The 13,846-nt window shown below is 69.5% G+C and carries 15 protein-coding genes; 3 read left to right on the top strand and 12 right to left on the bottom strand.

All coding sequences use genetic code 11. The annotated features are described in order from the left end of the window. Positions 1-144 precede the first annotated feature (144 nt). Positions 145-1,839 carry a long-chain fatty acid--CoA ligase gene (locus tag A2G96_RS17550; protein ID WP_062801362.1) on the top strand — a complete coding sequence of 565 codons (1,695 nt, stop codon included), beginning with the start codon at positions 145-147 and terminating at the stop codon, positions 1,837-1,839. A gap of 40 nt (positions 1,840-1,879) precedes the next feature. Here A2G96_RS17550 and A2G96_RS17545 read toward each other — a convergent pair whose 3' ends face one another. Both A2G96_RS17545 and A2G96_RS17540 read right to left on the bottom strand, forming a co-directional pair. Then, positions 1,880-2,674 carry an ankyrin repeat domain-containing protein gene (locus A2G96_RS17545; protein ID WP_082818996.1) on the bottom strand — a complete coding sequence of 265 codons (795 nt, stop codon included), beginning with the start codon at positions 2,672-2,674 and terminating at the stop codon, positions 1,880-1,882. A gap of 17 nt (positions 2,675-2,691) precedes the next feature. Beyond that, positions 2,692-3,441 (bottom strand): gamma-glutamylcyclotransferase, encoded by a 750-nt coding sequence (locus A2G96_RS17540; RefSeq protein ID WP_062801361.1) that lies wholly within the window; start codon positions 3,439-3,441, stop codon positions 2,692-2,694. A 245-nt stretch (positions 3,442-3,686) separates the two neighbouring features. On the opposite strand from A2G96_RS17540, the gene A2G96_RS17535 reads away from it, so the two are divergent. Beyond that, positions 3,687-4,007 carry a hypothetical protein gene (locus A2G96_RS17535; protein WP_062801360.1) on the top strand — a complete coding sequence of 107 codons (321 nt, stop codon included), beginning with the start codon at positions 3,687-3,689 and terminating at the stop codon, positions 4,005-4,007. Between the two features lie 41 nt (positions 4,008-4,048). Here the strand turns inward: A2G96_RS17535 and A2G96_RS17530 are convergent, their stop codons facing one another. The 7 genes from A2G96_RS17530 to A2G96_RS17500 form a co-directional block, all read right to left on the bottom strand. Further along, on the bottom strand, positions 4,049-4,396 hold the full coding sequence (locus A2G96_RS17530; RefSeq protein WP_018008195.1) for an FKBP-type peptidyl-prolyl cis-trans isomerase: 348 nt from the start codon (positions 4,394-4,396) through the stop codon (positions 4,049-4,051). A 62-nt stretch (positions 4,397-4,458) separates the two neighbouring features. After that, the gene (locus tag A2G96_RS17525) at positions 4,459-5,007 is read right to left on the bottom strand and encodes a YaeQ family protein (protein ID WP_062801359.1); all 549 of its coding nucleotides are present in this window, start codon (positions 5,005-5,007) and stop codon (positions 4,459-4,461) included. Positions 5,008-5,146: 139 nt separating this feature from the next. Continuing rightward, positions 5,147-5,455: a hypothetical protein gene (locus A2G96_RS17520; RefSeq protein WP_062801358.1), complete on the bottom strand. Its 309-nt coding sequence runs from the start codon at positions 5,453-5,455 to the stop codon at positions 5,147-5,149. Between the two features lie 123 nt (positions 5,456-5,578). Beyond that, the gene (locus A2G96_RS17515) at positions 5,579-6,166 is read right to left on the bottom strand and encodes a YceI family protein (RefSeq protein WP_082818995.1); all 588 of its coding nucleotides are present in this window, start codon (positions 6,164-6,166) and stop codon (positions 5,579-5,581) included. Between the two features lie 5 nt (positions 6,167-6,171). Further along, positions 6,172-6,555: an MAPEG family protein gene (locus A2G96_RS17510; RefSeq protein ID WP_018008199.1), complete on the bottom strand. Its 384-nt coding sequence runs from the start codon at positions 6,553-6,555 to the stop codon at positions 6,172-6,174. A gap of 67 nt (positions 6,556-6,622) precedes the next feature. Then, positions 6,623-6,865: an RNA-binding S4 domain-containing protein gene (locus A2G96_RS17505; protein ID WP_018008200.1), complete on the bottom strand. Its 243-nt coding sequence runs from the start codon at positions 6,863-6,865 to the stop codon at positions 6,623-6,625. Continuing rightward, entirely contained in the window at positions 6,865-8,622 is a 1,758-nt protein-coding gene (locus tag A2G96_RS17500) for a glutamine--tRNA ligase/YqeY domain fusion protein (protein ID WP_062801357.1), read from the bottom strand. The genes A2G96_RS17505 and A2G96_RS17500 overlap by 1 nt, the downstream gene beginning before the upstream one ends. A 266-nt stretch (positions 8,623-8,888) precedes the next feature. Here A2G96_RS17500 and A2G96_RS17495 point away from each other — a divergent pair, with 266 nt between their 5' ends. Further along, positions 8,889-10,325 carry a CoA transferase gene (locus A2G96_RS17495; RefSeq protein ID WP_062801356.1) on the top strand — a complete coding sequence of 479 codons (1,437 nt, stop codon included), beginning with the start codon at positions 8,889-8,891 and terminating at the stop codon, positions 10,323-10,325. Here the strand turns inward: A2G96_RS17495 and A2G96_RS17490 are convergent. The 3 genes from A2G96_RS17490 to ggt all read right to left on the bottom strand — a co-directional run bounded on the left by A2G96_RS17490 (position 10,322) and on the right by ggt (position 13,836). Continuing rightward, the gene (locus A2G96_RS17490) at positions 10,322-10,939 is read right to left on the bottom strand and encodes a pyridoxamine 5'-phosphate oxidase family protein (protein ID WP_062801355.1); all 618 of its coding nucleotides are present in this window, start codon (positions 10,937-10,939) and stop codon (positions 10,322-10,324) included. The genes A2G96_RS17495 and A2G96_RS17490 overlap by 4 nt on opposite strands. A gap of 68 nt (positions 10,940-11,007) precedes the next feature. Next, positions 11,008-11,868 carry a PhzF family phenazine biosynthesis protein gene (locus A2G96_RS17485; RefSeq protein WP_062801354.1) on the bottom strand — a complete coding sequence of 287 codons (861 nt, stop codon included), beginning with the start codon at positions 11,866-11,868 and terminating at the stop codon, positions 11,008-11,010. A gap of 342 nt (positions 11,869-12,210) precedes the next feature. Next, positions 12,211-13,836 carry a gamma-glutamyltransferase gene (gene ggt / locus A2G96_RS17480; protein ID WP_062801353.1) on the bottom strand — a complete coding sequence of 542 codons (1,626 nt, stop codon included), beginning with the start codon at positions 13,834-13,836 and terminating at the stop codon, positions 12,211-12,213. Positions 13,837-13,846: the final 10 nt, after the last annotated feature.

The following is a 13,846-nucleotide window of genomic DNA, read 5'->3' as shown; positions in this document are numbered from 1 at the left end:
GCCGGCTGCCGCTGGTTGCCGCTAGTTGCCGCCGGCGGCGTGCCGCAGTCCGGGAAGTCACCGGTTGAAAATAGAACGATCGTTCGGTTATAGTCCTTGACCATACGACAGACCCGGTCCGCGAGACCGCACAGGAGACCCTTCATGCCGACCCCTGCCCGCCCGCATTTCCAGTTCTGGCCAAAGCGCCTGCCCGCTGCCATCGTGCTGCCGGAAACGTCGCTGTGGGCCAACCTGGAGGTTTCGGCGCTGCGCTATGCCGACAAGGCCGCGATCCGTTATTTCGGCAACGCCATCAGCTTCCGTGAACTGCAGGAGCAGGCCACCGCGCTGGCCGGCTGGCTGCAGCAGCAGGCGGGCGTGAAGAAGGGCGACCGGGTGCTGCTGTACATGCAGAACTGCCCGCAGTTCATCGTCAGCTACTACGCCATCCTGCGCGCCGACGCGGTGGTGGTGCCGGTCAACCCGATGAACCGCGCCGAGGAATTCAAGCACTACGTCACCGACGCCCAGGCGCGCGTGGCCATCTTCACCGCCGACCTCGCCGCCGGCGTCGAGCAGGCGCAGGCCGAGCTGGAGCCGGCGCAGCGCCTGCAGCACCTGCTGGTGACGCAATACGCCGACGCGCTGCCGCCGGCCCACGAACATCCGGAAGACGCGCCGCCGGCCTGGCTGACCACGCCGCATCCGTTGCCCGCCGGCGCGACCAAGTGGGTCGACGCGCTCGGCGCCGGCCTGCAGCCGGGGCCGCATACCGCCGGCCCGGACGACATGGCGGTGATGCCGTACACCTCGGGCACCACCGGCTTCCCCAAGGGCTGCATCCACACCCACCGCTCGGTGATGCACAACATCGTCGGCGGCGCGACCTGGTCGGGCTCGGGCGCGGAGTCGGTGGTGCTGTCGGTGCTGCCGCTGTTCCACGTCACCGGCATGCAGTACGGCATGAACGGCCCGATCTACAGCGGCGCCACCGTGGTGATGCTGCCGCGCTGGGACCGCGAAGTGGCGGGGCGGCTGATCTCGCGCTACCAGGTCACGCACTGGACCAATATCCCGACCATGGTGATCGACTTCCTGGCCAGCCCCAACCTGGCCGAGTTCGACCTGTCGAGCCTGCGCTATATCGGCGGCGGCGGCGCGGCCATGCCGCAGGCGGTGGCCGAGCGGCTGCGCGAGCAGTTCGGGCTGAACTACCTGGAGGGCTACGGCCTGTCCGAGACCATGGCGCCGACCCACAGCAACCCGTCGGACCGGCCCAAGCTGCAGTGCCTGGGGGTGCCGACCTTCAACACCGACGCGCGCGTGATCGACCCGGTCACGCTCAAGGAGCTGCCGCCCAACGAGATCGGCGAGATCATCGTCAGCGGCCCGCAGGTGTTCAAGGGCTACTGGGGCAAGGACGAGGCCACGCGCGAGGCCTTCATCGAGTTCGAGGGCAAGACCTTCTTCCGCACCGGCGACCTGGGCCGCATGGACGAAGAGGGCTATTACTTCATCACCGACCGGCTCAAGCGCATGATCAATGCGTCGGGCTTCAAGGTGTGGCCGGCCGAGGTCGAAAACCTGCTGTACAAGCATCCGGACGTGCAGGAGGCCTGCATCATCGGCACGCGCGACCCGTACCGCGGCGAGACCGTCAAGGCGGTGGTGGTGCTGCGCGCCCATGCCAAAGGCAAGACCACGCCAGAGCAGATCATCGACTGGGCCAAGGACAACATGGCCGCCTACAAGTACCCGCGCGTGGTGGAGTTCGTCGAGGCGCTGCCGAAGTCGGGCACCGGCAAGGTGATGTGGCGGCAGCTGCAGGAAAGCGAGAACGCGCGCGCAGGCGCATAGGACGAAAGCGCGGCATCCGTTGCATCCCGGGTGCGCAGGCTCAGTGCCCGCGCGCCCGCATCAGCATCTTCACCATGGTCTTGTAGCCGCGCTCGCGCGCATGGCGCGTGGGCGTGACGCCTTCGCGGTCGGCCAGGTTGGCGTCCGCGCCCGCATCCAGCAGCAGCTGCACCGTATCCTCGTAGCGTGCGCTGCCATCCCCCAGGATCACCGCTTCTAGCAGCGCGGTCCAGCCCAGGTCGTTGACGTGGTCGACGGCGATGCCGGCCTTGAGCAGCAGCTTCACCACTTCCACATGGCCCTGCTGGCTGGCCGCGATCAGCGCGGTGCCACGGTAGCGGTCGGTGCTGGCGAGGTCGGCGCCGTGCGCCAGCGCCAGCCGCACCATGTCGGCCTGGCCGGTGGCCGCGGCGAGCAGGAACGGGCTGTTGGCCTCGGCATCCTTCAGGTTGACGTCGGCGCCCGCCAGCATCAGCATGCGCGCGACCTCGGTGCGGCGGTTCTGCACCGCCGCCAGCAGCGCGCTGCGGCCGCGTTCGTCGGCGGCGCGGGCCGAGGCCCCGGCGGCTAGCAGGCGCGACACCAGGGCCTGGTCGCCGGCGCTGGCGGCGGTGATCAGGTTGCGGTCGAGCGTGCCGATGGCGTCGCGGCGCGCCGGCGCCTGCGGGGCGGGGTTGCGCGGCGGGCGCGCCGGGCTGGCCGCGCCGCCGGCCGGGCGCGCCGCCAGGGTCTGGCCGCCCTGCGCCGCCAGCAGGCCGCCGCCCATCAGCAGGCCCGCCAGCCCCAGCAACTCATTGAGTGCCTGTCTGCGGGTGCGGGCGGCGGGGCGCGTCATGGCGGCAGCTCCTGGGTTCAGACGGTTTCGTGAGGGCTGGCCGGCAGCGGGAGGTGGTCCGGTGCCTGGCCCGCCCGGGTGTCGGGTTCGGCGGCATCGCCTGCCTGCAGCTGGCGCCAGAGCCGCCCGAGGTAGGGATCGTCGACACCGTTGGTGGCCAGCCCCAGCAGGGTTTGCTGCAGGTATTCGCGCGCCGGGCCGTACAGGCCGGCGGCGTGGCGCAGCCGTTCGACCACGCTGGCGTCGGGCAGCCGGCCGGCGTAGGCCTCGTGGGAGCGGTTCATGACGAAGGCCAGCGCGCGCTGCTCCGGCGCGCCGGTGCCGACGCGGATGCGCAGCCAGCGCGGATGGTAGGCGCCGGTCAGCATCTCGCGGCGCCACAGCACGCGGAACTCCTGCTCGACCACATGGCTGGGCACGCGGAACACCATGCCGTGGCAGCAGCCGCCGCGGTCGAGCCCGAGCACCAGTCCTGGATTGTCCCAGGTGCCGCGGTTGATGCGGGAATAGAGGTAGAAGCCGCGGTGGTAGCCGTGCACGGTGGCGCGCTGGCGCTCGGTGTGCACCACCATCGGGTTCCAGATCAGCGAGCCGTAGCCGAAGACCCAGACATCGCCGCCGAGCGCGGGATCATGGGGGCGGCGCGCCAGCGTCTCGGCCAGCGATTGCTCCAGCGCGGCCTCGGGCAACAGCGAGGACGCAACCGGGGTGCTGCACAGCGAGGTGCGCAGCCGGTCGGATTCGAGGTCCTGTCGCGTGATGGCCATGCTGCAAGCATAAATCAAAGCGGCGTCCCGGGCGGGCCGGGGAAATGCCACAAGTGGCACTTTTGTTCGGAATTGTCCGAGTCAGCGGTCGGGGTGTGGGTGCCAGACAACGGTCGGGGCCGCGTGCCGCTGCTGCCGCTCCTTGTCGACGATCAGGCCGGCGCGCAATGCGGTGCGAATTGCGCGCCGCTGGCGCCGCCGAGTCCTTACAATGGGGCCTCAATCCAACCCAGGGGGAACCTGCGATGGCACGTACGCTTACGGTGGTGTTCGGCAGCGGCAAGGAATATGACTTCACGATCGGCACGGACGAGCTGGCCGCGGTCACCGAGGATGCCGCCTGGCGCTGGTTCGACCGGGAATACACCGAGCTGGACTGCCAGGCATCGAGCCCGGTGGGCAAGGTGCTGGTGATCGACAAGATCCTGAATGTCGCCAAGTTCTCGGGAGAAGCGCGCTTCTCCGGCGATGCTGCCTGGGCGCAGGACTATGCGCGCCATGCGGCGCGGCTGCTGGACCGGGACAAGGTCCGCGTCGATGTCGGCAACGCCGCCATCGGCTTCTGAATGCGCCCGGGCAGGGCGCCCGGGCACTTGAATCGCCGGCTTCAGACCGCCAGCAGTTCCACTTCAAACAGCAGCGTCGCGTTCGGCGGAATCACGCCGCCGGCGCCGCGCGCGCCATAGCCCAGGTCGGCCGGAATCACCAGGCGGCGCACGCCGCCGACCTTCATGCCCTGCACTCCCTCGTCCCAGCCGCGGATCACATGGCCGGCACCCAGCGGGAACACGAACGGGTCGTTGCGGTCCTTGCTCGAATCGAACTTGCGGCCGGCCTGGCCGTTCTCGTACAGCCAGCCGGTGTAGTGCACGGTGACGTGCTTGCCGGCGGTGGCTTCGGCGCCGGAGCCGACGGTGGTGTCTTCGTATTGCAGGCCAGAGGGCGTGGTTTGCATGGCGTGGTTTCCTTGCGATGGAAAAGACGTGGACAGGGAAGATGGGCGCAGTGGCGCTGCGCTCAGGCTTGGGCGCGCTGGAGCACTTCCAGCGTCAGTTGTACGTTGCGGTCGTCGTCGGCCACCCAGATATCGCCGTCCTGGATCGTCACCGACAGGCGCATGGCGCGCTGCGCCAGCGCGGCCAGCGCGTCGACGGCCTCTGCCGGGACATTGTAGACGGTGACGTTGCGCAGCTTGCCGGCCTTGCCCGCCATGCCCTTCCACCACTCGCGCGCGCTCGCGGCGTTGTAGGTGTAGACGGTCACGCGCTCGGCGCGCGCCGCGGCGCGCTTCAGGCGCGCTTCGTCGGGCTGGCCCAGTTCGACCCAATGGGCGATGTCGCCGGTCAGGCGCTTGTCCCACAGGTCGGGCTCGTCGGGTTCGTCGAGGCCGCGGGTAAAGGCCAGGGTGTCGCTGGCTTCGCAGGCAAAGGCCAGCAGGCGCACCATCATGCGCGCGTCGTTCTCCGACGGGTGCTGGGCGATGGTCAGGCTGTGGCTGCCGTAGTAAGGCCGGTCCATGTCCGACACGGACAGTTCGGCCTTGAAGATGGTGGATTTGAGCGCCATGAGGTGAGGTGAGCGGCAGGCGCCCCGGGCTGGGGTGCGTACGACGCAAAAGGCCGCATCATACGCGATTCGATGCTGGCGATTCAAAGCCGGCGCGGCGAAGCCTGCGCTGCGAAGCCGGCATTGCAAGGCCCGCGCCTCAGCGCTTGCGGTATTCCTTCAGGTAGAAGCGCAGCAGCGCCGAGACCAGCAGGGTGCCGAGGAAGGCGGCCGCGACCAGCAGCGCCTGGCCCGGCGGGGTATCGATCTGTCCGGCCAGGCCGAGGCGGAACAGCCAGGTGCCGACCATCATCGCCAGGAACGGCATCAGTAGCGCGCCGCGGCCGTAGGTGCGCACCGCCCACAGCGGGAAGCGGCGCAGGAAGTCGCCCGGAATGCTGCAGGCCAGGCAGGCCCCGGCAGCCGCCAGCGCGGCGGCCACGATGTCGCCGGAATGAATCTCGAACATGGTCTCTGTCTCGCGTCGCCGCACACGCGCACGAAGCGTGGCAGGGATTTTGCAAAGCGCTGATTCTACAAGAGAAATTTGTGGCGCAGGTGACGGGTAGGGTAAGCGCGGGCAACTGGGGCGTCAGCGCGGAACGCTTGCGGCGGGCGATGCCTCGACCGCCACTTGCAGCGTCACGATGTCGCCGACTTCGGGCAGGAAGCGGGTCATGCCGAAGGCACTGCGCGGCACTTCGGCGCGGAAGTCGCCGCCACAGACCTGGCGCCGCACGCCGAACAGCGTGACCTCGCCGCAGCGGAAGCGCTCGGCGAGCAGGCGCACCGGCCGGGTCACGCCATGCAGCGTCAGTTCGCCTTCGACGGCAGTGAGGCGCCCGGCTTCCGTCAGGAACCGGTCGGCGCGCAGCCGCGCCACCGGGTGCTCGGCAATATCGAAGAACTGCGCCGAGCGCAGCACCCCGTCGAGCGTGCGGTTGCCGGTATCGACCGAGCCCAGGTCCACGGTCACGTCGAGCGCGCCGGCGCCGCTGTCGGCGTCATAGAGCAGGCGGCCGTCGATCTTGCCGAAGCGCCCGCGCACCGAGCTGCGCTCGAAATGGCTGGCCGAGAAATAGACGGTGGTATGCGCCGGATCCAGGGTGTACTCGACCGGCGCCGCGTGGGCGGCAGGAATGCCGATGGCGGCCACCAGCACCAGCGCGCGCAGGCCCATCGGCGTCAGTGGACAAAGACCGGCAGCAGGAAGATCCCCACCACGGTCAGGTAGCCGATGGTCCAGCACAGCGTGCGCAGCGTGGCGCGGTCGGTGATGTAGCACAGGGTATAGAGCAGGCGCGCCGCGATGAAGGCCATCGCCAGTTCGTCGACGCGGGCCTGCGGCGCCTGCAGGTAGGTGGCGCTCAGCACCGCCGCGGCAAAGAAGGGGAAGGCCTCGAAATGGTTGCGGTGCGCCAGGTCGGCGCGGCGCGCGCGGCCGGATTGCCGGTCCAGCCAGCCGCGCGGGTCATGGTTGTCATAGCCCGGCGCGCTGGCCTTGGCGATGGCCACCGTCGCCAGCGGCAGCACGCCGGCCAGCAGCACGCACCAGAAAGCGATCGGCATAGTCATCCTTTCGGTTGCTGTGCCGGCGCCAGCCGCAATGAACGGCGCGCCGGCCGGGTCCGCGCGCTCAGGCGGCGACCACGCGGATCTCGATGCCGGCCAGGCCCACCACCTGCCCGGCGCGGATCTTCGCAGTCTTGCGCGATTCGGGCGCGCCGTCCACCGAGACTTCGCCGGCCGCGACCAGCGCCTTGCCGGCGCCGCCGCTGTCGCACACGCCCGCCAGCTTGAGCAGGTCATTGAGGGCGATGAATTCGCCCTCGAGCGGGAAGGTGATGGTCTGCACCGTTGCCTTGCCAGGTCTGGCCATCACTTGCCCCAGCTGTCTTTGAGGCCGACGATGCGGTTGAACACCGGCTTGCCCGGTGTCGAATCGATGCGGTCGGCGACGAAGTAGCCATGGCGCTCGAACTGGAAGCGGTCTTCCGGCTGCGCCTCGCGCAGGCCCGGCTCCAGGTAGGCGGTGATCACCTGCTTGGAATCCGGGTTGAGCGCATCGAGGAAGTTCTTGCCGCCGGCATCCGGATTGGGATCGCTGAACAGGCGGTCGTACAGCCGAACCTCCGCTTCATACGCATGCGCCGCGCTGACCCAGTGGATCACGCCCTTGACCTTGACGCTGTCGGCGCCCGGCGTGCCGCTCTTGGTGTCGGGCAGGTAATTGGCGTGCACCGCCACGACGTTGCCGTCGGCGTCCTTGTCCACGCCGGTGCACTCGATCACATAGCCGTACTTCAGGCGCACCTTGTTGCCGGGGAACAGGCGGAAGTAGCCCTTGGGCGGGGTCTCGTTGAAGTCCTCGCGCTCGATCCACAGCTCGCGCGACAGCGGGAACACGCGCTTGCCCAGTTCCGGCTTCTTGGGGTGGACCGGCGCCGAGCATTCCTCGCTCTGGCCTTCGGGGTAGTTGTCGATGATCAGCCTGAGCGGGTCCAGCACGGCGACGCCACGGGCGGCGCGGCCGTCGAGATCGTCGCGCACCGAGCCTTCGAGCGTGCTCATGTCGATCCAGCTGTCGGCCTTGGCCACGCCGACGCGGTCGCAGAACAGCTGGATCGATTCCGGCGTGTAGCCGCGGCGGCGCACGCCCACCAGCGTCGGCATGCGCGGATCGTCCCAGCCGTCGACGCGCTTCTCGTCGACGAGCTGCTTGAGCTTGCGCTTGCTGGTGATGGCGTAGGTCAAGTTCAGCCGCGCGAACTCATACTGGTGCGGCAGCGGGTCGCGGAACACGCCGCTGTCGCGCAGGTGCTCCAGCACCCAGTCGTACAGCGGGCGGTTGTTCTCGAACTCCAGCGTGCACAGCGAGTGGGTGATGTTCTCCAGCGCGTCCGAGATGCAGTGCGTGAAGTCGTACATCGGGTAGATGCACCACTTGTCGCCGGTGCGGTGGTGATGCGCGTGGCGGATGCGGTAGAGCACCGGGTCGCGCATGACGATATTGGGCGCGGCCATGTCGATCCTGGCGCGCAGCACGTGCTCGCCGTCGGCGTACTTGCCGGCGCGCATGTCGCGGAACAGCTGCAGGTTTTCCTCGACGCTGCGGTCGCGGAAGGGAGAGGGCTTGCCCGGCTCGGAGAAATTGCCGCGGCTGGCGGCGATCTGCTCGGCCGACTGGCTGTCGACGTAGGCGGCGCCGCGCTCGATCAGCGTTTCGGCAAAGGCGTAGAGCTGGTCGAAGTAGTCGCTGGCGTAGTACAGGTGCGGCTGCGCGGCGCCGTCCTTGCCGGTGCTGTCCCAGGAGAAGCCCAGCCAGTGCACGGCGTCGATGATGGAGTCGACGTATTCGGTGTCTTCCTTGACCGGGTTGGTGTCGTCGAAGCGCAGGTGGCAGCGGCCGCCGTAGTCGCGCGCCAGGCCGAAGTTCAGGCAGATGCTCTTGGCGTGGCCGATATGCAGGTAGCCGTTGGGCTCCGGCGGGAAGCGGGTGATGACGGTCGGCAGCGGCTCGCCTTGCTTGTCCTGGCGGCCGGCATAGGTGCCGGCGGCGAGGTCCTGGTCGATGATGCTGCGCAGGAAGTTGGAGGCGGCTGGGGTGCTGTCGGTAGGCTTGTTGTCGTGGCTCATGATGGCGCCGGTTGGCCGGCCGCAAGCGCCTGCAGGGGCGGCTGCAGGGCGTGGGGGCCGGGCTTCGGATTGCGTGGCGGAATGCCAATAGCGGGATTTTACCGTGCCGGCGGCGCCGCACGCCGTGAGCATCGGCTCATTTGTGGTCTTGTCCATTGCCGGCACAAGTCGCCCGCACCGAAAGTGATGTGTCGGAGTAGCATGGAGACCCGTGCCGGCAACGGCCGACAGTCATCCCATCGCAGCAGCAACGCCCAGGAACGACCATGACCGCCCCCACCGCCGCGGCACAAGTGCCGCCCATGCCCCTCGATGTCGTCGGCGCGCTGTGGCGCGATGCCGGCCTGCCCGCCGAGGCACTGGCCCACCTGCGCCTGGACGGCGCCGAGCCGGTGCTGCCTTCGAGCTTTGCCGTGGGCACCGCGGCGCAGGCCAGCCTGGCCGCGTCGGCGCTGGCCGCGGCTACGCTGTGGCAAGGCCGCGGCGGCCGCTGGCAACAGGTCAGCGTCGACATGCGCCATGCCATCACCGAGTTCCGCAGCGAGCGCTACCTGCGCGTCGATGGCGGCCCGGCGCCGGAGCTGTGGGACAAGATTGCCGGCATCTATCGTTGCGGCGACGGCCGCTGGGTCCGCCTGCACACCAATTTCCCGCATCACCGCGACGGCGTGCTGCGGCTGCTGGGCTGCGCCCATGACAAGGCGGCGGTGCAGGCGGCGCTGGAAAAATGGGAGGCCGAGGCGTTCGAAACGGCCGCGTCCGACGCCGGCCTGGTGGTCGCCGCGCTGCGCAGCTTCGACCAGTGGGACCGCCACCCGCAGGCGGCGGCGCTGCGCGGCCTGCCGCCGCTGACGCTGGAGCGGATCGGCGACGCCCCGCCGCAGCCGCTGCCGGCGCCAGTTTCGGCGGCCGCGCAGCCGCTGTCGGGCGTGCGCGTGCTGGACTTCACCCGCATCATCGCCGGCCCGGTGGCGGGCCGCACCCTGGCCGCGCATGGCGCCGACGTGCTGCTGGTGACCGCGCCGCACCTGCCGTCGATCGCACCGCTGGTGATCGACACCGGCCGCGGCAAGCGCAGCTGCCAGCTGGACCTGCGCGATGCCGACGACAAGCGCACGCTGCACAAGCTGCTGCACGGCGCCGACGTGCTGGTGCAGGGCTACCGGCCCGGCGGCCTGGCCGGACTTGGCGTAGGCCCGGAGGCCGCGGCGCGCGCCCGTCCCGGCATCGTCTATGTGTCGCTGAGCGCGTATGGCCACGTCGGGCCGTGGGCGCACAAGCGCGGCTTCGATTCGCTGGTGCAGACCGCCACCGGCTTCAACCACGCCGAGGCGGAAGCCGCGGGCAGCGACACGCCGCGGCCGTTGCCGGCCCAGGTGCTGGACCACGCCGCCGGCTACCTGCTGGCGTTCGGCGCAATGGCCGCGCTGCACCGGCGCGCGCTGGAGGGTGGCAGCTGGCATGTGCGCGTGTCGCTGGCGCAGGTGGGGCAGTGGCTGCGCGGGCTGGGGCGCGTGCCGGACGGGCTCAAAGCGCCAGAGCAGAAGATCGACGACGTGGCCGACCTGCTCGAAGCGGTGCCGTCCGGCTTCGGCATGCTGACGGTGGTGCGCCACGCCGCGCAGCTGGCCGGGACGCCGGCGCGCTGGACGCTGCCGTCCGAGCCGCTCGGCACGCATGCGCCGGAGTGGCTGCCGCGCTAGTAGAGCGTGGTGCGCTGCCGCTCGGGCAGCTCGCGGTCATAGGCGGCGCCGTCGATGGCGTTGCCGCTCAGCGTGGCCAGGATTTCGCCGTTGCTCGGCAGCGACTCGCGCGCGACCTGCGACTGCGCGGCCCACAGGCGCGAGCGGATCAGCGCGCGGGCGCACTGGAAGAACACCGCCTGCACCGTGATCACCAGCACCGTGGTCGGTGCCTTGCCGTCGACCACGCAGCGCGCGAGCAGCGCCGGATCGACGCTGATCTGCGCGGTGCCATTGACGCGGATGGTCTCGTTGATGCCGGGGATCACGAACAGCAGGCCCACGCGCGGGTCGGCAACGATATTGCGCAGGCTGTCGATGCGGTTGTTGCCGCGCCGGTCCGGCAGCAGCAGCGTGCGCTGGTCCAGCACCTGGACGAAGCCGGGCGCGTCGCCGCGCGGCGAGCATTCGGCCCAGTCCTGGCCCACCGTCGACAGCAGGCAGAACGGCGCCGCCTCGATAAAGGCCTGGTAGTGCGGGTGCAGGTAATCGACTTGCTTGGACAGCGACGGCGCCGCCGGTTGCGCGTAGAGCGCTTCCAGTTCGGCCAGCGTGGTGATGGCGTGCGGGGTCATGGCGGGCGGGGCAGTGGGGCGGTGAGGCCGGAGGCGAAAGCGTCAATGTAACGCACGCGGCGGGGACTTTACACGGTCACGGTACCGCGACCGATCTCCAGTACGCGCCCGCCCACGCGGATCGCCCCCTCCGCATCGACGGCAAGGCGCAGCCGGCAGGGGCGGCCGACGGCCTCGCCCTGGCTGATCGCATATTCCGCCGGCAAGGCCCGGCCGGTGGCCAGCAGCCAGCCGCCGAGGTTGGCGCAGGCCGAGCCCGTGCCCGGGTCCTCGGCCACGCCGCCGCCCTGCTTGGTGAAGAAGTAGCGAGACAGCACGTGCCCGGGCTGTTCGGGATCGAAGGCGAAGACGTAGGCGGTCTTGCGACCCAGGCTGCTTTGCGGCCACAAGTCGAGCCGCGCGCTGTCCGGACCGGCGCGGCGCACCGCATCGACGCTGCGCACCGGCACCAGCAACTGGTCGGCGCCGGTATCGACCCACATCGGCGACATCAGCAGCTCTTGTTCCCGCAGGCCGAGCAGGCTGGCCATGTCGGCGTCGGGCAGCCCGGCCGGCGCGGTCTTCGGCTGGCCGCGGTGGGGCGCGGTGAAGGTCCACACATCTGCCTGCGCGGTCACGGGCACCACGCCCGCGGCGAACTCCAGCGTCAGCGCATCCCCAGTGCCGGCCAGTTCGCGCACCACGTGCGCGGTGCCCAGCGTCGGATGGCCGGCGAAGCGCATCTCATAGCCGGTGGTGAAGATGCGCACCCGCGCGCTGGCCTGGTCCGACGGCAGGATGAAGGTGGTTTCCGACAGGTTGAACTGCAGCGCCAACGCCTGCATGGTGGCGGCGTCCATGCCGCGCGCGTCTTCGAACACGCACAGGGGATTGCCGCCGAAGGTGGATTCGGCAAAGACGTTGAGCAGGCGGAAGGCGTAGGAGGTCATGGCGGGGCTCCGGATTGTGTTCCGTCACAGTGTACGGAGCGCGGGCCGGCGGGCCATGGACAATTGGCGGGGTGGCGAGCGGGCCAGTTGGATCGGCCGTGTTCTCGCGCTGCGGTTCGCAGCAAGCTCCCCTCGCCCGCTTGCGGGAGAGGGGCGGGGGAGAGGGCGGGAGCGTCAAAGGCTGACGCCCGTGGGGGAAAACCGAAGGCTTCGCTCCTTTTGGTACCTTGCTAGCCCACCCCTCACCCCGGTCCCTCTCCCCATGAGGGGAGAGGGGGAACACCTTGCTTAGGCTAGTTCGGGCGGTTTGGGAGCACCCAAAACCGCGCTCCTTTTTTTGCTTCAGAACCCTACCGCCTGCCCGTCGCGCCGGCTGTCGCTGGCGGCGACGTAGCCATGCTCGGCATCCTCCGACAGGCGCCAGATAAACTGCCCCGAGCCGAAGTCCATGTACGGATCGTCCACCGACTTGAGCTGGTGGCCGCGCGCCTTCAGGCCCTCGACCGTGGCCGGGTCCATGGTGCCTTCGACGTCCAGCGTGAAGTCGCGGTTGACCTTCCAGCGCGGCGCGCAGCAGGCCGCCTGCGGCTGCTGGTTGTAGTCGAGCATGCGCACCACGGTCTGCACGTGGCCCTGCGGCTGCATGTCGCCGCCCATCACGCCGAAGCTCATCACCGGCTGGCCGTCTTTGGTCAGGAAGGCCGGGATGATGGTGTGGAACGGACGCTTGCCGCCCGCGACCACGTTGGCGGATTTCGGATCCATCGAGAAGCCGACGCCGCGGTTCTGCAGGCTGATGCCGGTGCCCGGCACCACCACGCCCGAGCCGAAGCCCATGTAGTTCGACTGGATGAACGAGATCATCATGCCGTTCTCGTCCGCCGCGGTCAGGTAGATGGTGCCGCCGACCTTGGGCATGCCGAAGTTGAAATGCGTGGCGCGCTGCATGTCGATCAGTTTGGCGCGCGACTTCAGGTAGGCGTCGTCCAGCATCTGTTCGGGCGTGACTTCCATGCTGCGCGGATCGGCCACGTACTGGTACAGGTCGGCGAAGGCCAGCTTCATCGCTTCGATCTGCAGGTGCTGCGAATCGACCGAATCCACCGGGATCGAGGCCAGGTCGAACTGGTCGAGGATGCCCAGCGCGATCAGTGCGGCGATGCCCTGGCCATTGGGCGGGATCTCGTGCAGTTCGTAGCCGCGGTAGGACTTGCTGATCGGCTTGACCCAGTCGGGCTGGTAGTTGCGCAGGTCGTCGAGCGTCATCGCGCCGCCGCACTGCTTGCTGAAGGCGGCGATCTTCTCGGCGATCGCGCCTTCGTAGTAAGCGCGGCCGCGGGTCGCGCCGATCTGGCGCAGGGTCTCGGCGGCGTCCTTCATGGTGAACTTCTCGCCCACCGCGGGGGCGCGGCCGTTGGGCATGAAGGTGTCGGCGTAGCCGGGCTGGTCCTTCAGTTCCGGCACCGCGGCGGCCCACTTGTGCGCGACCACCGGCGGCACGGCGTAGCCGCGCTCGGCGATCTCGATCGCGGGTTCCATCAGGTCGGCGAACGGCAGCTTGCCGAAGCGCTCGTGCAGCGCGGCCCAGCCGGCGACCACGCCGGGCACGGTGACCGAGTCCCAGCCGCGGACCGGGCGCTTGGCGAGGCCGTTGGCGTCGGTACCGTACTTGCTCTTGAAGTATTCCGGGCTCCATGCCGCCGGCGCCACGCCCGACGAGTTCAGGCCGTGCAGCGATTTTCCATCCCACAGGATGGCGAAGGCGTCGCTGCCCAGGCCGCACGACACCGGCTCGACGATGGTGATCGCGGCGGCCGCGGCGATGGCGGCATCGACGGCATTGCCGCCCTTGAGCAGCATGCGCAGGCCGGCCTGCGCGGCCAGCGGGTGCGAGGTCGAGACCACGTTGCGCGCAAACAGCGGGATGCGCACGGAGGGGTAGGGGTTGGTCCAGTTGAAGTTCTGCATGGATGATTCC

This window comes from Cupriavidus nantongensis, from assembly GCF_001598055.1.
GTDB classification, from domain to species: domain Bacteria; phylum Pseudomonadota; class Gammaproteobacteria; order Burkholderiales; family Burkholderiaceae; genus Cupriavidus; species Cupriavidus nantongensis.
This window is presented reverse-complemented; position numbering and strand designations above follow the sequence as displayed.